Origin of the sequence: Arthrobacter sp. Ld5 (assembly GCF_051172775.1) — a bacterium.
GTDB lineage: Bacteria > Actinomycetota > Actinomycetes > Actinomycetales > Micrococcaceae > Arthrobacter_D.
Window position 1 is genome coordinate 85,388 of the sequence record NZ_JBPKBO010000015.1, and the last position, 20,133, is coordinate 105,520.

Below are 20,133 nucleotides of genomic sequence, written 5' to 3' on the forward strand. Positions count from 1 at the left end.
GCATCTCAGGTCACCCCCAAGCATGTCTTCAGTCGGAGTAATCCGTCGCGGATCCTCGATTTGATGGTCGGCACCGCGACGCCGAGTTTCTCGGCCACCTCGCGGTAGGTGAGTCCGCCGTAGTAGGCGAGCCTCACGGATTCCTGCTGCGTCGCCGTCAGGGTGTCCAGGCACCGCACCACGCTCTCCGCTTCGAGGCGCTGGGTCACGGTGTCCACGACGTCGTCGTGGTCCACCGTCTGGGTGGCGGCTCCGTACCGCGCCTCGCGGTCGGTGGCGCTCTGTTCCGAGCGCACCTTGTCCACGGCGCGCCGGTGCGCCAGGGTCATGAGCCAGGCCATCGGACTGCCGAGGGCCGGGTCGAACCGGTCCGCGGTGTTCCACACCTGGAGGTAGACCTCCTGTGTGGCGTCCTCGCTGAGATCCGGGTCGATGAGCACGCGCCGGGCCAGCCCGTAGACGCGCTTCGAGGTCTGTTCGTAGAACAGCGCGAAGGCGGTGCGATCCTGCCGGGCGATCCCCAGGAGCAGATCGGTCAGGGTGGGACCGGCGCCAGGATCAGCGGCGAATTCGTCGGATGCGGCGGGGACAGGGCTGACCCGGCTCACTCGTGGCGTTTCCATAGGGCTCCAGCATAAAGCGATGCCGACGCCGTGCCGAACGCTGCCGGTCCCGGCGCGGCGCGGGGCCCGTGGACGCCCCTGCAGACCAAGCACCATGCCGCGCCCCCCGCCGATATCGTTGTTTCCGCTGTCATGGGTCTATTCGGGGCCGGTCCACCGGCGGATGGCCCTGCCGCGGCGCCTACTGCGCGGGCAGGTAGTCGCCGACCGCGATCAGGGTGTCGGCCGTGAGGACGACGTCGTCGCCGAGCCTGTCCAGGAAGGCCGCCCGCACCTTCTCCAGGGCCGCGGGGTCCTCCGGCAGAAGCCCCCGGTAGCCGGTGCCGAGCACCAGTGACCAGGCGCTGTCCGGGTCGAGCGGGACGGCCAGGCCGAACTGCTCGACCCGCACGTTCGTCAGCCCTCGTGCGTGCAGCCAGTTCCTCAGGCAATCGGCGGAGGCGAGTTTCCGGCAGTTCTCCAGGAAGGCCGTCCCGGAGCGGCCGGCGCCGTCCGGGCCCAGGACCTCGAGGAGCAGGTCCCCGATGGGTTCCAGCGCGCCGTCGTCCCAGGTGCTCAGGGCCACCCTGCCTCCGCGCCGCAGCATGCGGACGATGCGGTCCATGTCGGCGTCGAGGTCGTCGAGGAGGAGGATGCCGTAGCAGCTCACGACGGCGTCGTAGGGGGCCTCGGGCGCCCACCGGGCGGGGTACACCCGCTGGAAGGAGACGCCGTCCAGGCCCAGGGCCTCCGCCTTCGCCTCGGCGAGGTCCAGCATGGCAGGGGAACGGTCGACGGCGTCGACGCGGCCGTCCGGGCCGGTGAGCTGCGCCGCCGGGACGGTCGCCGTGCCGGTTGCGGCGAACACGTCGAGCACCCGCTCACCGACGAGGACGTCGGCGGCAGCGACCACCGCATTGCCCACCGGGTTCCAGAGGGCAGGAGCGAGGCGGTCGTAGTCCTCGGCCCCGCCGTCCGGCAGTGGAGAGACAGGCCGAGCGGACATGGGGGGCTCCTGGGCGTGGGTCATCGCTGGGCTCCGGCGAAACCCTGTTGACGCCAGGCTTCGTAGAGGACGATGGATGCGGTGTTGGCGAGGTTGAGCGATCGGCGTGCGGGCAGCATGGGCACGCGCACCCGGGAGGTGACGCGGGGGTCCTGCTTCACGGCCGGCGGCAGCCCGTCCGACTCGCGTCCGAACAGCAGCACGTCGCCGGGCCGGTAGGCGATGTCCGTGTAGGGGACGTCGCCCTCGGAGGTGAAGGCGAACACCCGGTCCGGCTGCAGGGCGGTCCACGCGTCCTCGAGGCTCCCGTGCACGTGCAGCACCGTGAGGTCGTGGTAGTCCAGTCCCGCCCGCCTCAGTTTCGAGTCCTCCAGGCTGAAGCCCAGCGGTTCGACGAGGTGCAGTTCCGCGCCGGCGACGGCCGCGAGTCGGATGGCGGCCCCGGTGTTGCCGGGGATCTCGGGCGTGTGGAAGAGGATGCGGAACACGCCTTCATCCTAGCTTCCGGCCGCGGCCAGCAGGCGCGCGAGCACGGGCAGCTGCACGACGTTCGGGGTGGGCCCCGAGGACAGGAAGGAACGGAGGGTGCGGACGGCCGTGCCGGCGTTCACCACCTGGACGCGGGTGGTCGACGCGCGGTCGAAGCCCGGCGGGACATCGATCACCGGGGAGAAGGGGTTGTCCGGCGCCCCGTGGATCACCACCCAGCCGGCCACGTTGCACTCCGGGAAGAGGTCCTGCACCGCGCGCACGGCCCGCGGCACCTGGAACTCCACCGGCCGCCCCTGGTGGAGGAGGGACCGCCCGTCCCAGGAGAAGTTGCCGGGGGAGGCGGTGAAGGAGTCGATCACCGCGATCCGGTAGCCGGCCAACAGCACGGAGCCCGCCGTCGTCCTGCCCGGATCGTCGAAGCGGACGCCGTTGACCAGGCGCGCCGCCGGGTAGGTCGCCAGGAGCGACCGCTCGAGCAGCGCGGCGGTCCGGAGCTCGCCGTCGATCCTCGCGCGGACACCGTGCGACAGCCGCCCGAACATGCCCGGCTGCCGCGGGGACCCGTGAAGCTGCCGGCCGGCGAGGATCAGGGGGACGGCGGGCGGGGACGAGGGCGAGAACGGCGGCAGGTAGTCCGGCGCGGACCTCGCGGCCTCCTCGTCCTCGGCGCTGGTGCGCGTCGCGCTGCGGGACGCCGGTGTCCCACCCCGTGCGGCCGTCGCGGCGCCGGGGGTGCGGCCGGGGCCGGTGCCGCCGGTGGCCCCCGGGGTCGGGGTGCGGCCGGCGTCGTAGCGCTCGCGGCGCCGGGGGTCGCTCAGCGTCTCGTAGGCGACGGCGATGTCGTGGAACCGCTCCGCGCTGCCGCCGAGGTCCGGGTGCGCCCTGCGGGCGGCGCGGCGGTAGGCGTCCTTGATGTCCTTGGCGTCGGCGTCGGGGGACACCCCGAGGATGTCGTAGTACGACTGCCGTGCTGCCTCTGCCATCGATGGGCCCTTTCTGGTGTCCGGCGTCCCGGCGGATCAGGAGCCGCGACCCGGGCGGTCGTCCTGCGCTTCCACCCGACACTAGGGGCACGGACGGGCCCGGACAAAGCGGTCGTCCCGGTGGTCGCCCGTCCGGGCGGCGGGCGGGCACGCCGGACCGCCTGCGCGTGCATGCCCTGGTACAACGCCGCGGCGGCCGGAGAAGTTCGCCGAGCCGCTCCCGCGGTCCCGGCTCAGCCGGCGCGCCGGTACAGCGTGTAGAGCGCGGAGTCCTCCGTCAGCAGGGAGCTCAGTGCCAGGCCCACGGGGTGTTCCGGGCCGGTCCCCACCGCGATGCGCGGTCCGTCGCCGCCCACCAGCAGCGGGCTGATCGACAGGCACAGCTCGTCCACGGCGCCGAACCGGGTGAAACCGCCCAGCACCGCCGGGCCCCCCTCGCAGAGGACCCGCAGCAGTCCGCGCCGACCGAGCTCGGCGAGCAGGGCTCGCGTATCGACGGTGTCCGCGCCGCAGTCGACGACGTCCGCGACGCGCTCGAGGCCTGCCCGCCGGTCCGCCGGTGCGGCGGCGCTCGTGAGGACGAGTGGGCGGACGGGCGCCTTCCGGAAGAAGTCGCTCTCCGGGTCGAGGCCGAGACTGCCGGAGATCACCGCGACGGCGGGGTGCGCGGCGAGGCCGTGGGCGCGGCGCCACGAGCGGGCGTCGCCGTCCACCAGGTCTCCGCCGTAGCCTTCGGCGCGGATGGTGCCTGCTCCCACGAGCACCACGTCGGCGAGGCGTCGCAGGACCGCGAAGATCCGCTGGTCGCCGTCGTTCCCCAGGCCCGCGGAGAATCCGCCGCTCGTGGCGGCGCCGTCCGCGGCCGCCACGAAGTTGAACCGGACGTAGGGCCGGTCCGTGGCGGGGTAGGCGTAGATGCGGTGCAGGGCGTCGTCGTCGACCGCCGCTCCCGTGGCCGGGACGAGGGAGGTGATCACCGGATCACCGGCGCGTTGGACTCGCCCATGTTGTGCCTGAGGTAGGCGGGTCGCCGCCAGCCGAGGACGGCCTCGGTGAGGTCGATGGCGGCCCGGGACGCGGCCACGTTGTGCATGCGGAGCACGCGGGCCCCGCCGAGGACGCAGATGACGGCGGCGGCGAGCGATCCCTCCACGCGTTCGCCCTTCGGGCGGTCCAGCGTCTCGCCGATGAAGTCCTTGTTGGACACCGCGGCGAGGGTGGGGAAGCCGAGGCCGGCGATCTCGGGGAACCGGCGCGTGATCTCGAGCGAGTGCAGCGTGTTCTTGTTGAGGTCGTGCCCGGGATCGAGGAGGATGCGGTCCTCCGGGATGCCCAGCCGCACGGCGTCGTCGACCTTCCGGAGGAGGAAGTCAGCGACCTCGCCGACGACGTCGCCGTAGGTGGGCCGCGGGTACACGGTGCGCGGCGCGGCGAGGCTGTGGGTGATGACCAGGTGTGCGCCGGCGTCGGCGACCACGGCGGCCATGTCCGGGTCGCGCAGCCCCGTGGTGTCGTTGACCACGGTGGCCCCGGCGGCGAGCGCCGCGTGGGCGACCTCCGGCAGGAACGTGTCCGCGGAGATGATGACGTCCGACGCCGCGCGCACGGCGCTGATCACCGGGACGATCCGGTCGATCTCCTCGGACGCCGGGACGGCGTCTCCCGGCGAGAAGGGCGCGCCGCCGATGTCCACCCAGTCGGCACCGTCGGCGACCGCCTGCAGGGATGCGTCCACGGCGGCCTGGAGCGCGAACGTGGCCCCGTCGTCGTAGAACGAGTCCGGTGTCCGGTTGACCACGGCCATGAGGGCGACCTGGCGGTCGAAGTCCAGGGTGCGCGTGCCGAAGGTGTGCACCGCGTGCCGGAAGCCGGGACGGAAGGGATCGGAGGGGGAAGGAGCCGCTGCTTGACTGTCCACCCTGTCTTTCTACCACTGGCGGCTGGGGACGCCGTGAGTGCGGCGGCGGGTGACGTCCTCCGGAATCGGCACCCCGGCGTCGCGCCCGTAGAATCGGAGCATGCCCGTGTATGTCGACCACGCGGCGACCACGCCGATCTCGGCGCCCGCGCTCGCCGCCCTCACCCGTGAACTCAGCCGGAGCGGGAACCCGTCCTCCCTCCACGGCTCGGGTCGGCGTGCCCGGCGATCGGTCGAGGAGGCCCGCGAGAGGATCGCCGCGGCCGCCGGTGCACACGCGTCCGAGGTCGTCTTCACCTCCGGCGGGACCGAGGCCGACAACCTCGCCCTCAAGGGGCTCTTCTGGGCGCGCCGTGCGGGCGACCCGTCCCGCACCCGCATCCTGTGCAGCGCCGTGGAACACCACGCCGTGCAGGACACCGTCGAATGGCTCGAGCGGCACGAGGGGGCCGAGGTGGTATGGCTCCCCGTCGACGCCACCGGCCTCGTCTCCCTCCCAGCCCTGCGGACCGCGCTCGCCGAGGCCCCGGAGCGCACCGCACTGGTGACCGTCATGTGGGCCAACAACGAGGTCGGGACCGTGCAGCCCGTCCGGGCGATCACCGCGGAGGCGGCCCGGTACGGGGTCCCCGTCCACAGCGACGCCGTGCAGGCCTTCGGCTCCCTCCCGGTGTCCTTCGCCGGGTCGGGCCTCGCGACCATGGCGGTGAGCGCCCACAAGATCGGCGGCCCGGTGGGGGTCGGCGCGCTGTTCGTGGGGCGCGCGGTGACGCTCACCCCTGTGCAGCACGGCGGCGGGCAGGAACGGGACATCCGCTCGGGCACGCTCGACGTCGCGGGCATCGCCGCCTTCGCCGCGGCCGCGGACGACGTCGTCGGACGCCTCGCCGACGAGGCCCCGCGCCTGGCCGCGCTGCGGGACCGCCTCATCGAGGGCGTCCTCCGCGAGGTCCCGGAGGCGGTGCTGCGCGGTGTCCCGCACCCCGCCCCCGAGGGCGCCCGGCTGCCGGGCAACGCGCACTTCACCTTCCCCGGGTGCGAGGGAGACTCCCTCCTGTTCCTCCTCGACCTCGCGGGCATCGAGTCCTCCACGGGCTCCGCCTGCACCGCGGGTGTCCCCAGGCCGTCGCACGTGCTGCTCGCGATGGGGCTGACGGAGGACGAGGCGCGGGGCGCCCAGCGCTTCAGCCTGGGGCATACATCCGCCCCCGGTGACGTTGACGCGGTGGTGGGCGCCATCGGGGAGGCGTACGCACGCGCCCGCAAGGCCGGCATGGCCGGGCACGCATCGACCATCCGGACGGCAGGAACAGGGTTCTCATGAGGGTACTGGCAGCGATGAGCGGCGGCGTCGACTCCGCGGTGGCGGCGGCACGGGCCGTGGAGGCGGGACACGACGTCGTCGGCGTCCATCTCGCACTCTCCCGCATGCCCGGGACGCTCAGGACGGGCAGCCGCGGCTGCTGCACCATCGAGGACTCGCGCGACGCCTGGCGTGCGTGCGACATCCTCGGCATCCCGTACTACGTCTGGGACTTCTCCGAGCGGTTCAAGGAGGACGTCGTCGACGACTTCGTCGCGGAGTACGCGGCAGGCCGCACCCCGAACCCCTGCATGCGCTGCAACGAGCGCATCAAGTTTGCGGCGCTGCTCGAGAAGGCGCTCGCGCTCGGGTTCGACGCCGTCTGCACCGGCCACTACGCGAAGGTCGTCGAGGACGCCGACGGCAACCCCGAGCTGCACCGGGCCGCGGACTGGGCCAAGGACCAGTCCTACGTGCTCGGCGTGCTCACCCACGAGCAGCTCCGGCACTCCATGTTCCCGCTGGCGGAGACGCCGTCGAAGGCCGAGGTGCGTGCGGAGGCCGAACGCCGCGGGCTGTCCGTCGCGAACAAGCCCGACAGCCACGACATCTGCTTCATCCCCGACGGCGACACCCGCGGCTGGCTCGAGGAGCGCATCGACATGACCGAGGGGGACATCCTCGACGTCGACGGCGGGAAGATCGGCAGCCACCCCGGCGCGAACGCGTTCACGGTCGGCCAGCGGCGCGGCCTCAAGCTCGGAACCCCGGCGGCCGACGGCAAGCCCCGCTTCGTGCTCGAGATCCGGCCCAAGCAGAACGAGGTCGTCGTCGGGCCCGAGCACCTGCTGGCCATCGACGAGATGCGGGGCATCAAGGTGTCCTGGGCCGGCGTGCCCATCGACGACGTGCGGACCGGTGCCGAGTTCGACTGCATGGCCCAGGTCCGGGCGCACGGCGATCCCGTGGCGGCCCTCGCGCGGGTCGAGGAGGACGGCGGCGTCCAGCAGCTCCTGGTGCGGCTGGTCGAGCCGATGCGCGGCGTGGCCCCGGGGCAGACCGTGGTGCTGTACCAGGGCACGCGGGTGCTCGGTCAGGCGACCATCGACTCCGCACGCTCGGCCCTCCGTCCCGAACCGGCACAGGGCTAGTCGCAGTTCACCGACCCCCGCCGGTGTCTGCTTGACTGGAGTCATGACGCATCCACGCAGCGGCTTCGACCCGGCCGCGAGTTCCCTGGCAGGAGACGTGGCGCCCGAGGTGATGGCGGAGCTGCTCTCGGTGAGGAGCTCGATCGACAACATCGACGCGACCCTCGTCTACCTCCTGGCCGAACGCTTCAAGGCGACGCAGCGGGTGGGGCACCTGAAGGCCGAACACGACCTCCCCGCCGGCGACCCGCAGCGCGAGGCGGCCCAGATCGCCCGCCTGCGCATGCTCGCCGAGGAGGCGCAGCTCGATCCGGCGTTCGCCGAGAAATTCCTGAACTTCATCATCTCGGAGGTCATCCGCCACCACCAGGCCATCTCCGAGAACCGCAGGCCCGGCCCCGCTCAGGCGCCGGAGGCCACGGCCGGGCGCTCGCCGGACGCACCCGCGGGGCCCGGGTCGCACGGGCCGCATGCCTGACGGGACCCGCGGGCCCGCCGTCGGCGCGACGGCGCCCGGCGCCTGGCCGGGGACGGATCCGCACGAGGCGAACCGCGCCGTGCGCGGCGAGTTCGGGGGAGCGAACCTCCCCTTCCTGCCGTCGCTGCCCGCGCGGGGACCCGGGAGCGACGCCGTCGGGCGGACGCTCGGCGTGCTCGTCGAACTGCCCTTCGACCTGCAGCCGCACGGCTGGCGCCTCGTCCAGCGGCCGGGCAAGGACCAGCGCCGCGCCGAAGCGGCCCTGTCCTCCGACATCAACGCCCTGGGTGACATCGCCGGCGCCGAGGAGAGCCCCGCGCCGCGCGTGAAGCTGCACATGTCCGGGCCGCTGTCGCTGGCCGCCGGCGTCCACCTGCACGGCGGCGAGCGAGTCCTCATCGACCACGGTGCGCGGCGGGAGCTCTACGAGTCACTCGCCGTGGGCGCCGCGGACCTCGTGCGCCGGGTGTCGGCGGTGGCTCGGGGTGCCGAGGTGCTGCTGCAGTTCGACGAACCCGACGCCGACGACGTCCTCGCCGGGCGGGTCCCCACCGCGAGCGGCTACCGGACCCTCCGTGCGCTGGACCGTCGGGAGGCCACCGAGGCATGGGACCTCGTGACGGCGTCCGTCCTCGCCGCCGGCGCCGCAGGCACCGTGCTCGCGCCGGGCCACGGCGACGTGGCGGTCGACGCCGCACGCTCCGGTGCGGCGCGCGCCCTGTCCCTGGACCTGCGCCGGATCTCCGACCGCCGATGGGAGGACCTCGCGGGCGACCTCGAGTCCGGGCGGCAGCTCTGGCTCGCGATCCTCGACGCCCGGTCGGGGATCCCCCAGGTCAGCGCCCTCGTGGAGCCGGTGCTCGCCGCCTGGCGCCGGGTCGGGCTCCCCGTGACGGCGCTCACCTCGCTCACGGTCACCGCGCTGCCGGGCCTCGACACGCTCACCCCTGCCCGGGCCACGCAGGCCCTGACCCGGCTCGCGCAGGCCGCCGACGCCCTGGACCAGGTCCGCGCCGAGGGGTGAACCGGTCCGGGGGCGCGGGTCAGACGCGCTCCTCCCAGCGCCGGGGCCGGACATCGGGCGGCAGCACGCCGTCGAACTCCTCGAGGGCGTAGTCGAAGCTTCCCGCGTAGACGAGCAGGGTGCCCAGCTGACGGTGGACGACCCGCGTGCTGATCCTGAACCGGCCCGCATCGTCGTCCCACCACTGCTCCACGTAGGCGAGCGCGCCGAGCGCGTCGGGGAGCGGCACCCGTACACCCGCGAAGAGACGCGTCTGCGACGACACCATGCGGATACGGCCGTCGTCGGTGGCGGTGCACGTGAGGAGGGTGGCCATGCGCCGGTGCCGACCCACGTAGTCGGTGAGGACGCCGTCGCGCAGGGATGTCGTGTCCTCGAAGACGCGCCGGGCGGTCCCGAAGTCGAGGTCCCGGCGCGCCGTGAGGGACGGCCGCCCGAACGGGTCGAGGTGCGGGTAGTTGCGGATGGTGAAGGGGACGTCGCTGTTGTACTCGGGGAAGAACGCGTTCTCGAGGGCGGTGAGCCGGAAGGCCGGGCGGGCGAACCACGCGGGGCACCCGGCGACGTCGAACACCCCGCGGCCGTGGCCCGACAGCCCGCTGTCGGCGTGCAGGCCGAAGTAGTCGCGCAGCTCCGGCTGGAGGCGGCCGAACTCGCGGCCCATCGCCTGCTGGTAGATCGAGGTCATGGCGGCCCGCTTCCGTCGTCCGGACACCCAGTCAACCACGGCGGGGGCCCGTGCCCCGCACGCGATCATGGCCCGGAAGCCCCGGGCGTGCCCGCCGGACCGGGATGGCATCCGTCAGAGGCGCCCGGTGGCCTTGAGCCTGATGTAGGTGTCGGCGAGGAGCGGCGGGAGGTCCTCGGGGGCCGCATCCACGACCTCCGCCCCGAGCAGCCGGATCTGCTCCGCCACCGCGTCGCGGTCCAGGAGGGAGCGCTCCGCGGCGGCCGCCCGGAACGTCGCCGCCGCCGTCGAACGGTCCGCGCCCATCTCCTCGAGCCGCGGGTCCCGCACCGACGCGACCACCACCACGTGGCGTTCGGTCAGGCCCGGCAGGGCGGGCAGCAGGCCCTCCTCCACGGCCCCGGCATCGAGGGAGGTGAGCAGGACGACGAGGGATCGGTGGGGGGACACGGCGCGCACCTGGGCGGGGAGGCGGGTCCAGTCGGCCTCGATCAGTTCCGCCTCGAGCGGCGCCATCGCGGTCACGAGCGAGGCCAGCAGGTTGCCCTTGGCGGTCGAATCGACCCGCGCGCGGAGCCGGCGGTCGTAGGCGAGGAAGTGCACCTTGTCGCCGCCGCGTTCGGCCAGCACCGAGAGCAGCAGCGCGGCCTCGATGCCGGTGTCCAGCCGGGGCTCGTCGAGGATCCGTGCCGCCGAGGCACGGGAGGTGTCCAGCACGACGACGACGCGCCGGTCCCGTTCCGGGCGCCACGTCCTGACCACGGTGTCGCGACGGCGTGCGGTGGCGCGCCAGTCGATCGAGCGGACGTCGTCGCCCCGGACGTAGTCCCGCAGGGAGTCGAACTCGGTGCCGGCGCCCCGGATCTGGACGGCGGCCCGGCCGTCGAGTTCGCGTAGGCGGCGCAGCTTCGACGGGAGGTGCCGTTTGGCGTTGAACGGCGGCAGCACCCGCAGGACGCCGGGCGCCGGCACGGTCACCTGCCGCGCCGCCATGCCGAGGGGACCGGCGCTCCGCACGGTGACCGTCTCCACGCGGAGGATGCCGCGGCGCGTGGGGCGGAGGCGGACGGCCAGGCGCCGCGCCTCCCCGGAGGGCACGACGACGGACTGCTCCGGATCCGCGGCCCCCGCGGAGGGCTGCCACGCCTCGCGCACCGTCGCGCGGAGGGTGCGCGGGGTGTCGTTCCGCAGGACCACGACGCTGGTGCCCGGCTCGCCGAGCCGGACGCTGTCCGGGAGGGTCCGGCGGATCCCGACGCGTCGGGGCGACGCCGCCAGGGCGAGGTCGAGGCCCACGACGGCCGCGAGGAGCAGGGCCCACAGCAGGATCGACGTCGCGCCCGGGTACACGATGACGGGCACGACGCCGAGCAGCGCCAGCAGGACCAGGCGGCCGGTGATGACCATGGGAGAGCTCCTCTCGGACCCCGGGCGCGGTGGTGCGCGCCCGGGCGGGGGTGGTGGGCCTACCGCGGGACGGGGACGGAGCCGAGGATGCTGCCGAGCACGTCGTCCACGCCCACACCGTCCATCTGCGCCTCGGGCCGCAGGGCCACCCGGTGCCGGAGCGCCGGCAGGGTCAGGGCCTTGACGTCGTCGGGTGTCACGAAGGAGCGGCCCGACAGCCACGCCCAGGCGCGGGAGGTGTTGAGCAGCGCGGTGGCGCCGCGCGGCGAGACGCCGAGCTGGAAGGACGGCGAGGAGCGCGTGGCGCGGACCAGATCGACGATGTAGGCGAGGACCTCGGGGGCGATCGCGACCCGCGCCACCGCGGCGCGTGCCCTGTCGATGTCCGCCGCGCCCGCGACGGCCCGCACACCGGCCGCCCCGAGGTTGCGGGGGTCGAACCCGGCGCTGTGCCGGCGGATCACCTCGATCTCGTCCTCGCGCCCGGGCAGCGGGAGCGTGAGCTTCAGCAGGAAGCGGTCGAGCTGGGCCTCGGGGAGGGGGTAGGTGCCCTCGTACTCCACGGGGTTCTGCGTGGCGGCGACGATGAACGGCGTCGGCAGGCGGCGCGACACGCCGTCGACGGAGACCTGCCGCTCCTCCATCGCCTCGAGCAGCGACGCCTGGGTCTTGGGCGGGGTGCGGTTGATCTCGTCGGCGAGGAGGATGTTCGTGAACACCGGGCCCTCGCGGAAGGTGAATTCCGAGGTCTTCGACTCGTAGATGAGCGAGCCCGTGATGTCACCGGGCATGAGGTCCGGGGTGAACTGGACCCGCTTCGTGTCGAGGTCCAGGGCGGTGGCCAGCGTCCGGACGAGCAGGGTCTTGGCGACGCCCGGCACGCCCTCCAGCAGCACGTGCCCGTCGGCGAGCAGCCCGATGAGCAGGCCCGTGACGGCTGCGTCCTGGCCCACGATCGACTTGCCCACCTCGGCACGCACCCGCAGGAGGGCCGCCCGGGCCGACGAGCCGTCGACGGCGGCCTGGTCGGTCCGGGGGGTCGTTGCCGGGCCGGGCCCCGCGGCGCCGCCGGGGCTGCCCGGCCCGTCCGACGGCGGGAGACGGTCCTCGACGCGGGTCGCCGGGTGGGCGCCTCCGGGTGTTGCGTCCGGTACTGCCGGTCCGGCCTGCTCATCCTGCCAGTGCTGTGCCTGGTTCATGACGGCGTGATCTCCTTCTCGAGGTCGAGGACTTCCTGTGCCCAGAGCACAAGCTGGTGGTTGGTAGTCGGGACGTACAGCAGGCGCTGCTCGAGTTCCGTGCGCGGCCGGCCGCTGTGTCGGGCGGCCGCGTCGATGACGTCCGCGGCGGACGCCGCCCGGTCCACGCGGAGCCGGCGGGCCATGCGTGCCAGGGTCGCTGCGCGGAGGGTGGCCGCCGCGTGGGCCACGGCCCGGGAGTCCTGGTACAGGCGGGCCCGGCCCTCCGCCGTCTCGGCGGCGCGGACGACGACGGGCAGCGGCTCGGTGGCCAGGGGGCCCACGCGCCGTCCCCGCCACACCATGGCGAGGACCGCGCAGGCGAGCAGCCACACGAGCAGGGGATCCACCCACGGCGGGAGGAGCGTCCTGGGATCGACGCCCTCCCCGGTGGAGATCACGTCCGCCCCGGTCGGTGCGTACCAGACGAGCGTGGGCGAGGACCCGAGCGCGCGCAGGGCGAGGGCCGCATGGCCCTGGTCCGCGACGGCGTCGTTGGACAGGACCGACGGGGCGCCCAGGACGGCGACCGACCCGTCGTCGTTCGTGGTGTACAGGCCGCCCGCGGCGTCCCCGGCGGCGTCCTCGACCACGACCCGGAAGCATTCGACGGCGCCGGAGTAGGCGGTCCCCGTCGCGGCGAGCGAGCCGGCCGCGGTGGCGTCCGCGTCGGGGCACTCGGCGGGGAGGGCCGGCGCGTCGCCGGACAAGCCCTGGGAAGCGGCGCCGACCTGCGCGAAGTCGCCGTCGACGGCGGCCAGCTGGCGCTCTCCCGGCGCGGCGAGGACGGCGCGGTCCGCGAGGTCGGCCAGGTCTCCCACCTGGCCGGCGCTGAGGTACTGCTGCGGGTCGTCGAGGAACAGTGTCGCGGGCCCCTCCCCGAGTGCGGAGACCGCCTCGTCGTAGGAGTCGGCCCGCACGACGTCGACGCCCTCCGCCGCGAGGACCTTCGCGACCGCGCGCGCACCCGCCGGCGCGGCATTGGCGGGGGACAGTGGACGAGTGTCCCCGTCCGGCCCGGAGAAGAGGTTTATCAGGAGGATCACGGCCAGGACGAGCGCCCCGAGGATCAGGGGACGGGTACGCCGCAGCCCGGTCCGGGCGGTCGTCAGCGCGGTCCCGCCGTCGCCCATGACCTCCTCGTCCGCCGCCCGTCCGGTTGGGACGGGTCCGCGGGGATCCGTCCCGACGGCGCCGCGCGGACCGTCGTCGCCCTGGTCCGGTGCCGGGGTCCGTTGCCCGCGCCTCACCGGGGTGCCACCGGCGCCGTCGTACCCGCCGTCGTGCCCGCCGGGACCGCGGGACGCTCCGCCGCGAGGCGCGCGTCGATCCCGGCCGCGCGCCGGTAGTCGCCCTCGGAGGCGGTGCCGCTGCCGTAGTGCGTCTCGTTGAACACCTCGGCCAGCCAGGCGACGTCCGCGGAGAGCAGCGGGAACACGGCACCGAGCTGGGCGGCGGCCTCGGTGGCCGTGCGTCCGGGCTGGTCGGCGACGACGAGGCGTTCCTCGGCCGACCGGATGACGGCCCGCAGCACGTCGGCGACGGCCCCGTTCCAGTCCCGGTCGGCGGCCAGGGCGGCCGCCCTGCCACGGTGGTGGTCGGCGGAATGCAGAGCGGTGTCGTCGAACACGGCAGATTCCTGCGCGCGGCCGCGCGCGTTCAGCCGTGGCCTGATGAGCACGACGGCCACGACGACGAGGAGTGCTGCGCCGAGGGCCAGCACGAGGGTCCCGGGGCCCGGCGCGAGCCCGCTCGCCCCGTCGAGGAGCCGTCCGAGGCTGCGCAGGACCTCCGTGATGATGCGCTCGAGCAGGCCCGGCTGTGCCTCGACGTACGCCGGTCCGGCCAGTTCCTCCTCGAGCAGTCGCCGCGCCTCGTCCGCGTCGGGGGTGAGGAGGGAGCGGACCCCACCGCTCACGGGCGTCCCCCGCGGCGCCCGGCGCCGTCCGGCATCAGGCCGGTCCGCCCGGCTGGTGGCCGAACGAGGAGGTGCCGCCGGGGAGGACGTCCGTCCTCCCCGAACCCGCCTGTTCGTGTTCGCGCATGAGGACGACGTCGAAGCCTTCCCGGCGGATCCGGAGGTCGACGTAGAGCAGGGAGGTGACCCCGGCCTGGAAGGCGTAGCCCACGGCGGTGAACAGGGCCGTGATGGCCTGGGACGCGGCGAGGGCCGGCAGCGAGTCCAGCGCATCAGGTGCGGCGGACGCGCTGGTGCTGAAACCGAAGAAGAGCGTCACCGCGAAGGAGAGCGGCGCCGAGATGACGGAGGTGATGATCGAGACGATGAGGCTGGTCAGGAGCACGATGCCGAAGGTGCGCCACCAGTTGCCCCGGGTCAGCTGCCACGAGCGGGTGACGGCGGCCCAGGGTCCCACGCCTTCGAGCATGAGTGCCGCGGGGGCGACGACGAGCTTGGTGCTCACCCACGTCATGAGGGCCAGCGCACCGAGCACGAGGGGGATGATGACGAGGGCCGAGTACGCCTCCAGCCCGAGGATCGCGAGCGCCGAGATGCCCACGACGAGGGCGAGCCCGACAAGCCCGGCGGCGAAGGCGAGCAGTCCGAAGCCGAGCAGCGGGAGGAGGCGCCGGCGCGCGAGCCGCCACGCCTGGCCGAAGGTGGTCCTCTGGTTGATGACGGCCCGGGCGATGGGGATCACGAGGATCCCCTGCAGCACCAGCAGCGCGACCGCGGACACGACCCCGGCCACCGATGCGAAGGTCCCGACGCCGGCGGCGGCGCTGATCAGGCTGTCCGGCGTGGGGTTCGCGGACTCGAGGACGTCGAGCGAGGACATGAGGTTGCCGAGCAGGAGCACGGTCACGAGCGCGACGACGGCCTGCAGGAGGATGGCGATGCCGAAGGTCGCCAGCGGGTTCCTGCGGCACGCCTGGAACGCGCCGTCGAGGATCTCGCCGAGACCGAGGGGTCGCAGCGGGATGACCCCCGGCTTCGGCGGTGCCTGGTATCCCGGGCCCGCACCGGACGCCCCGCCCGGCCCCGGCCCGCGCGGCGGGTACGCACCGCCCCACCCCGGGGTGCCCGGGGGCGGGCCGGGGTGGCCGGGACCGCCGGTGGGCGCCGGTTGTCCCCAGGGGTCGGCCGATGCCGGAGGGCCGGCCTGCTGCGTTCCCCAGGAGGGGACGGGAGGGTGCTGGCGGCCGGGGGACTGCCAGGGAGAGTTCCCGGGGGAGTCCGCCGGGGAGGGAGCCTGCCACGGGGCGGGTGGCTGCGGAGCGCGGTCCCGGTCCTGCCTCTGGTCGGGCGCGCGGCCGGGTGCGCCGTCGGGTGGTGTCCCGTCGCCGGCGCGGCCGTCCGGCCGGCCCTCCACCTGATCGTTCATCGCGTCCCCTCGGTCCGTGCTCCCCGGGGCATGGCATCATCGGCCCCCTCCTGCATCATAGTGAGGCGCACGCCCGTTCGAGGCAGCCGCGCGGGTCGTTTCCGCCGCGACATCCCGTAGGCCGCGGCGGATGGGACATTGCGGAGTCGATACGACAGTATTGGAGCATGAAGGCACGCATACTGGTCATCGACGACGACGAGGCCCTGTCCGAAATGATCGGCATCGTCCTGCGCAACGACGGCTTCGATCCGGTGTTCTGTGCCGACGGGGCCGCGGCGCTGGGCGTCTTCCGTTCAGCGAACCCCGATCTGGTGCTGCTCGACCTCATGCTCCCCGGGATGGACGGGATCGAGGTGTGCCGCCAGATCCGGGCGGAGTCCGATCTCCCCATCGTCATGCTGACCGCGAAGGCGGACACCTCCGACGTCGTGCGCGGCCTCGAATCGGGGGCCGACGACTACGTCCCGAAGCCCTTCAAGCCGGCCGAACTGGTGGCGCGTGTCCGAGCGCGCCTGCGGCCGGCCGAGTCCAAGGCGCCCGAGACGCTGCGCATCGGCGACGTGACGATCGACGTCGCCGGGCACGAGGTGACGCGGGCGGGGAAGCGGGTCTCGCTGACGCCCCTGGAGTTCGACCTGCTGGTGGCCCTCGCGCGCAAGCCGTGGCAGGTCTTCACGCGCGAGCTCCTCCTCGAACAGGTGTGGGGGTACCGGCACGCCGCCGACACGCGTCTCGTCAACGTCCACGTGCAACGGCTCCGCTCGAAGATCGAGCGCGATCCCGAGGCGCCCGAGATCGTCCTGACGGTGCGTGGTGTCGGGTACAAGGCCGGACAGGGCTGACCGGGGGAGCGCGGACGGCGTCTCCGCCGGCTCCCGCACCCCTCCCTCCGACGTCGGACGCCGCGCACCCGCTCCGGGCAGCTCCGCCGGGATGGTCGGCCACGGATCTCCCGCACCGGCGGTGGACGCCGGTCCGGCCCCCGCCACGCCGGCCCGGCAGGACCCCGAGATGCCCGCCGTCGCGGACACGCCGTCGGGGGACGGGCGGCCCGCGACGACCGGCCCCGTCGCCTCGCGCCGGCACGCCGTCTCCGTCCGCGCCCGCTCGCTGCTGCAGTCGGTGGCCCAGCGCTGGCGCCGCTCCCTCCAGTTCAGGACCGTCGTCGCCACGATGCTGCTGACGTCGGTGTCCTTCGTCGCCGTCGGCGGGTTCCTCTCCAACCAGATCGCCGGTGCCCTCTACGACCAGCGCTTCGACCAGTTCAGCGCGGAGGCCACCGAGGAGCTGACCCGGACGAAGGCGGTCTTCAGGGAATCCTCCGCGACCGACAGCGACACCACCAGCCGCCTCGTCCTCGACTCCGTCGAGGCCCTCGTCAGCCTCGATACCGACGCACCGCGGCACGCCATCCTCGTGCCGATCTCGGGGGACGTCCTGATCCCTACGACGGTGAGCCAGGAGGGCGTGACGGCCAGCATGCTCCCCCAGGACCTGCAGGACGCCGTCGCCGAGGGCCCGGACATCCACTGGGCGCCCATGAAGATCCCGGTCACCGAGAGCGGGGAGACCGACGCGCCCGGGATCGCGTTCGGGATGCAGGTGCAGCTCCCGCCGGACCAGGCCTCGTACGCGCTGTACGTCTACTACGACCTGTCCGCGATGCAGGCCACCCTCAACGACATCCACCGGGTGCTGTGGCTGGCCGGCGTCGTCCTGCTGCTCGTCATCGGTGCGATCGCCTGGTACGTGACGCGGAGCGTCGTCCGGCCGGTGAGCCATGCGGCGTCCGTCTCCGAGAAGCTCGCCGCGGGGCAGCTGCAGGAACGCATGGAGGTCAGCGGGGAGGACGAGGTGGCCCGGCTCGGGGTCTCCTTCAATCACATGGCCGGGAGCCTGCAGCACCAGATCACCCAGCTGGCCCAGCTGTCGCAGATGCAGCAGCGCTTCGTCTCCGACGTCTCCCACGAACTGCGCACCCCGCTGACCACCGTCCGGATGGCCGCGGAGGTCCTGCACGACGCGCGCGAAGAGTTCGACCCCGTCAACAAGCGGTCCGCCGAGATCCTGTTCGACCAGGTGGAGCGGTTCCAGGCGCTGCTCGCGGACCTGCTCGAGATCTCCCGGTTCGACGCCGGGGCCGCCGTCCTCGAGGCCGAATCGGTCGACCTCGTGCAGCTGGTCCGGCACGCGATCGAGGGGGCGCGGCCCCTGGCGGAGCCGCTCGGCTCCGACCTGACGGTCGTGTCGGCGGAGACCCGGTTCATCGTGGATGCCGACGCGCGCCGGATCGACCGCATCCTGCGCAACCTGATCGTCAATGCCCTCGAGCACGGCGAGGCGAAGCCCGTCGAGATCCACATCGCGAGCAGTCCCGAGGCGGTCGCCGTGGCGGTCCGGGACCACGGGATCGGCATGACGACGCTGCAGGCCTCGCGGGTGTTCGACCGCTTCTGGCGGGCCGACCCCGCCCGGGCGCGGACCACCGGGGGCAGCGGACTCGGGCTGTCCATCGCCATGGAGGACGCCAGGCTGCACAACGCGTGGCTGGAGGCCTGGGGCCTGCCCGGTGAGGGGGCGTGCTTCCGCCTGACGCTGCCCCGGACCCAGGAGACGGAGCTGACGTCGTCGCCCCTGGCCCTTCCGCCGCCGGCCGACGGGGCGGGGCCCGAGCGGTCCGGCCCGGAGCCGCAGGCAGAACGAGGACCCGAACCGAGGGAGGGAGAGTAGTGGGACATCACGCCATGATCGTCCGGCCGGCGCATCACGTGCCCGCCCGCGTCGGCGGCCGCGCCCGCGTGCGGGCCTGCTCCGCCCGGCTCGCCGTCCTGCTCGTCGCCTGTCTCCTCGTGCTCACCGGATGCTCGGCGATCCCGACGACGGGCCCGGTGGGGGTCATCGAGGCGTCCGACGGCGAACCGGACGCCGTCGCTCCGGTGTTCGATCCCGAGGGCCCGGCACCCGGGGCGACGCCCGAGCAGATCCTCCGCGACTTCATCACCGCGGGCACGGGCGCGAGCGACGGCTACAGCGTGGCACGGCAGTTCCTCAGCCCGGACCTGCGCGCCACCTGGCAGCCCGAGGAGCGGATCGTCCTGTTCCGGTCCAATCCGCGCGTCGAGAAGCGCGCGGCCGAGGGCGTCTACCAGATCCAGCTCGAGACCGCGGGGACCGTGGATGCCCAGGGGGTGCGGACCAACACCGTCGTCCCCGCCACGGAGACCCTGGGCGTGCGGATGGTCCAGATCGACGGCGAATGGCGGATCGACGAGATCCCGGACGGCATCATGCTCGCCCAGAGCAGCGCCCGCGACCTGCTGATCTCGCACAGCCTGTACTTCTACAGCAGCAACTACCGGTACTGGGTGCCCGACGCCCGCTGGTTCGTCCGGCGCACCGGGGTGACCGCGCGGATCGTCGGAGCGATGCTCGCCGGGCCGGCGCCCTACCTGCAGGGGTCGGTCACCAGCGCCTTCCCCGAGGGGGTCACGCTCGCCCGGGACTCCGTCCCGATCACGTCCGGCAAGGCGTCCGTCGAACTCTCCCCGGAGGTCCTCGAGAACGCCACGAACCTCAGGCTCCAGCAGATGAACCAGCAGCTCCAGGTCAATCTGCTCGGCCTGAACGACGTCACCTCGGTGGAGATGGCCAGCGACCAGCCGATCCAGCTGGGGTCACCCGACCCGGACCTCATCGTCCCCGATCTGACCCCCGACGTCGGCGGCGAACAGGTGGCGATCGCGCAGGGGGAACTCGTCCGGGTCCGCAACGGCGGGATCACCGAGATCGAGGGGCTGGACTCCGTGCGGACGCTCGGCCCGCGTGATCCCGCCACGTCCATCTCGGGCAGCGCCTACGCCTTCCTCGACGCGGACCGGGAGGCCCTGTACGTCACGGCGCCGGGCAGCGAGGCGCGCGCCGTCCTGCGGGGCAGCGCCCTCACGAAACCCTCGTTCGACCCCGACAACTGGGTGTGGACCACCCGGTCGGTCGGGGGCCGGACCGAGGTGCTGGCCATCCCTCCGGGCGGCACGGAGGCGAACGCCGCCGTCCTCGCGGCCGGATGGCTGGGGGACAGGAGCGTCAGGGAGCTGCTCATCGCCCGCGACGGGTCCCGCGCCCTGATCGTCACCGAGCGCGGCGGGACGGGCGAGGTCCTGCTGGCGGGCATCACGCGGTCGACGGAGGGCGTCCCGCAGTCGCTCACCACGCCCCTGACGCTGCCGACGGACGGGACCGTCGACACGGCCACGTGGGCGGGCCAGAGCGTGATCGTCGGCTCGTCGGTCGGAGCCGGCGAAGCGACCCCGGTGATCCTCCACCTCGACGGCGACCGCGAGTCGATGGCCGCGCTCGACGGCGTCCGGGGCCTGAGCGCGGGATCCGACGCGGAGGACACCCTGTACGCCGAGGCGGGCAGCACGCTGTACCGGCGGATCGGCGGCAGCTGGGTGGACGAGCAGGTCGAGGTGACGGACCCGTCGTTCCCCGGGTAG

19 protein-coding genes are annotated in these 20,133 nt (G+C 73.7%); 7 read left to right on the plus strand and 12 right to left on the minus strand.

Features of this window, described 5'->3' with window-relative positions:
- Positions 1–5: 5 nt before the first annotated feature.
- The 6 genes from sigK to folP form a co-directional block, all read right to left on the minus strand.
- Positions 6–623, minus strand: coding sequence for an ECF RNA polymerase sigma factor SigK (sigK, locus tag ACSGDB_RS06425; RefSeq protein WP_434993659.1), 618 nt, complete (start codon positions 621–623; stop codon positions 6–8).
- Positions 624–804: 181 nt separating this feature from the next.
- Positions 805–1,608 carry a class I SAM-dependent methyltransferase gene (locus ACSGDB_RS06430; RefSeq protein WP_434993660.1) on the minus strand — a complete coding sequence of 268 codons (804 nt, stop codon included), beginning with the start codon at positions 1,606–1,608 and terminating at the stop codon, positions 805–807.
- A gap of 20 nt (positions 1,609–1,628) precedes the next feature.
- Positions 1,629–2,096, minus strand: a complete 468-nt coding sequence (locus ACSGDB_RS06435) for a tRNA (cytidine(34)-2'-O)-methyltransferase (protein ID WP_434993661.1) — start codon at positions 2,094–2,096, stop codon at positions 1,629–1,631.
- A gap of 9 nt (positions 2,097–2,105) precedes the next feature.
- Positions 2,106–3,083, minus strand: coding sequence for a J domain-containing protein (locus ACSGDB_RS06440; protein ID WP_434993663.1), 978 nt, complete (start codon positions 3,081–3,083; stop codon positions 2,106–2,108).
- A gap of 233 nt (positions 3,084–3,316) precedes the next feature.
- The gene (locus ACSGDB_RS06445; protein ID WP_434993664.1) at positions 3,317–4,060 is read right to left on the minus strand and encodes a pyrimidine reductase family protein; all 744 of its coding nucleotides are present in this window, start codon (positions 4,058–4,060) and stop codon (positions 3,317–3,319) included.
- Complete coding sequence (gene folP / locus ACSGDB_RS06450) at positions 4,057–5,001, minus strand: dihydropteroate synthase (protein WP_434993665.1); 945 nt, start codon at positions 4,999–5,001, stop codon at positions 4,057–4,059. The genes ACSGDB_RS06445 and folP overlap by 4 nt, the downstream gene beginning before the upstream one ends.
- Before the next feature lie 100 nt (positions 5,002–5,101).
- On the opposite strand from folP, the gene ACSGDB_RS06455 reads away from it, so the two are divergent.
- The 4 genes from ACSGDB_RS06455 to ACSGDB_RS06470 are packed head-to-tail and all read left to right on the plus strand — an operon-like array spanning position 5,102 to position 8,957.
- Positions 5,102–6,325 (plus strand): cysteine desulfurase family protein, encoded by a 1,224-nt coding sequence (locus ACSGDB_RS06455; RefSeq protein WP_434993666.1) that lies wholly within the window; start codon positions 5,102–5,104, stop codon positions 6,323–6,325.
- Complete coding sequence (gene mnmA / locus ACSGDB_RS06460) at positions 6,322–7,455, plus strand: tRNA 2-thiouridine(34) synthase MnmA (protein ID WP_434993667.1); 1,134 nt, start codon at positions 6,322–6,324, stop codon at positions 7,453–7,455. Before ACSGDB_RS06455 ends, mnmA begins: the two co-directional genes overlap by 4 nt.
- Positions 7,456–7,498: 43 nt before the next feature.
- The gene (locus ACSGDB_RS06465) at positions 7,499–7,933 is read left to right on the plus strand and encodes a chorismate mutase (protein WP_434993669.1); all 435 of its coding nucleotides are present in this window, start codon (positions 7,499–7,501) and stop codon (positions 7,931–7,933) included.
- A complete protein-coding gene (locus ACSGDB_RS06470; protein WP_434993670.1) occupies positions 7,926–8,957 on the plus strand; it encodes a hypothetical protein in 1,032 nt (343 codons plus the stop codon). The genes ACSGDB_RS06465 and ACSGDB_RS06470 overlap by 8 nt, the downstream gene beginning before the upstream one ends.
- Positions 8,958–8,976: 19 nt before the next feature.
- On the opposite strand, the gene ACSGDB_RS06475 is transcribed toward ACSGDB_RS06470, so the two are convergent.
- The 6 genes from ACSGDB_RS06475 to ACSGDB_RS06500 all read right to left on the minus strand — a co-directional run bounded on the left by ACSGDB_RS06475 (position 8,977) and on the right by ACSGDB_RS06500 (position 15,634).
- Positions 8,977–9,645 carry a DUF4166 domain-containing protein gene (locus ACSGDB_RS06475; protein WP_434993672.1) on the minus strand — a complete coding sequence of 223 codons (669 nt, stop codon included), beginning with the start codon at positions 9,643–9,645 and terminating at the stop codon, positions 8,977–8,979.
- A gap of 114 nt (positions 9,646–9,759) precedes the next feature.
- Positions 9,760–11,052, minus strand: coding sequence for a DUF58 domain-containing protein (locus tag ACSGDB_RS06480; protein ID WP_434993673.1), 1,293 nt, complete (start codon positions 11,050–11,052; stop codon positions 9,760–9,762).
- 59 nt (positions 11,053–11,111) lie between these two features.
- The gene (locus ACSGDB_RS06485) at positions 11,112–12,251 is read right to left on the minus strand and encodes an AAA family ATPase (RefSeq protein ID WP_434993674.1); all 1,140 of its coding nucleotides are present in this window, start codon (positions 12,249–12,251) and stop codon (positions 11,112–11,114) included.
- The gene (locus ACSGDB_RS06490) at positions 12,248–13,540 is read right to left on the minus strand and encodes a DUF4350 domain-containing protein (protein WP_434993675.1); all 1,293 of its coding nucleotides are present in this window, start codon (positions 13,538–13,540) and stop codon (positions 12,248–12,250) included. Before ACSGDB_RS06490 ends, ACSGDB_RS06485 begins: the two co-directional genes overlap by 4 nt.
- Positions 13,537–14,208 (minus strand): DUF4129 domain-containing protein, encoded by a 672-nt coding sequence (locus ACSGDB_RS06495; protein WP_434993676.1) that lies wholly within the window; start codon positions 14,206–14,208, stop codon positions 13,537–13,539. Before ACSGDB_RS06495 ends, ACSGDB_RS06490 begins: the two co-directional genes overlap by 4 nt.
- A 34-nt stretch (positions 14,209–14,242) precedes the next feature.
- Complete coding sequence (locus tag ACSGDB_RS06500) at positions 14,243–15,634, minus strand: hypothetical protein (RefSeq protein WP_434993677.1); 1,392 nt, start codon at positions 15,632–15,634, stop codon at positions 14,243–14,245.
- 167 nt (positions 15,635–15,801) lie between these two features.
- Here ACSGDB_RS06500 and mtrA point away from each other — a divergent pair, with 167 nt between their 5' ends.
- Genes mtrA through ACSGDB_RS06515 form a run of 3 tightly spaced genes read left to right on the plus strand, consistent with a single transcriptional unit; the run spans position 15,802 to position 20,133 of the window.
- A complete protein-coding gene (gene mtrA / locus ACSGDB_RS06505) occupies positions 15,802–16,479 on the plus strand; it encodes an MtrAB system response regulator MtrA (protein ID WP_434993679.1) in 678 nt (225 codons plus the stop codon).
- Entirely contained in the window at positions 16,451–18,367 is a 1,917-nt protein-coding gene (mtrB, locus tag ACSGDB_RS06510) for an MtrAB system histidine kinase MtrB (protein WP_434993681.1), read from the plus strand. The genes mtrA and mtrB overlap by 29 nt, the downstream gene beginning before the upstream one ends.
- Positions 18,367–20,133: an LpqB family beta-propeller domain-containing protein gene (locus tag ACSGDB_RS06515; protein WP_434993683.1), complete on the plus strand. Its 1,767-nt coding sequence runs from the start codon at positions 18,367–18,369 to the stop codon at positions 20,131–20,133. Before mtrB ends, ACSGDB_RS06515 begins: the two co-directional genes overlap by 1 nt.

What these genes read in the sequence shown, in the direction of transcription:
- sigK (WP_434993659.1), bottom strand. Translation starts at nt 623, where the DNA reads ATGGAAACGCCACGAGTGAGCCGGGTCAGCCCTGTCCCCGCCGCATCC.
- ACSGDB_RS06430 (WP_434993660.1), bottom strand. Translation starts at nt 1,608, where the DNA reads ATGTCCGCTCGGCCTGTCTCTCCACTGCCGGACGGCGGGGCCGAGGAC.
- ACSGDB_RS06440 (WP_434993663.1), bottom strand. Translation starts at nt 3,083, where the DNA reads ATGGCAGAGGCAGCACGGCAGTCGTACTACGACATCCTCGGGGTGTCC.
- ACSGDB_RS06455 (WP_434993666.1), top strand. Translation starts at nt 5,102, where the DNA reads ATGCCCGTGTATGTCGACCACGCGGCGACCACGCCGATCTCGGCGCCC.
- mnmA (WP_434993667.1), top strand. Translation starts at nt 6,322, where the DNA reads ATGAGGGTACTGGCAGCGATGAGCGGCGGCGTCGACTCCGCGGTGGCG.
- ACSGDB_RS06465 (WP_434993669.1), top strand. Translation starts at nt 7,499, where the DNA reads ATGACGCATCCACGCAGCGGCTTCGACCCGGCCGCGAGTTCCCTGGCA.
- ACSGDB_RS06470 (WP_434993670.1), top strand. Translation starts at nt 7,926, where the DNA reads ATGCCTGACGGGACCCGCGGGCCCGCCGTCGGCGCGACGGCGCCCGGC.
- ACSGDB_RS06475 (WP_434993672.1), bottom strand. Translation starts at nt 9,645, where the DNA reads ATGACCTCGATCTACCAGCAGGCGATGGGCCGCGAGTTCGGCCGCCTC.
- ACSGDB_RS06480 (WP_434993673.1), bottom strand. Translation starts at nt 11,052, where the DNA reads ATGGTCATCACCGGCCGCCTGGTCCTGCTGGCGCTGCTCGGCGTCGTG.
- ACSGDB_RS06485 (WP_434993674.1), bottom strand. Translation starts at nt 12,251, where the DNA reads ATGAACCAGGCACAGCACTGGCAGGATGAGCAGGCCGGACCGGCAGTA.
- ACSGDB_RS06500 (WP_434993677.1), bottom strand. Translation starts at nt 15,634, where the DNA reads ATGAACGATCAGGTGGAGGGCCGGCCGGACGGCCGCGCCGGCGACGGG.
- mtrA (WP_434993679.1), top strand. Translation starts at nt 15,802, where the DNA reads ATGAAGGCACGCATACTGGTCATCGACGACGACGAGGCCCTGTCCGAA.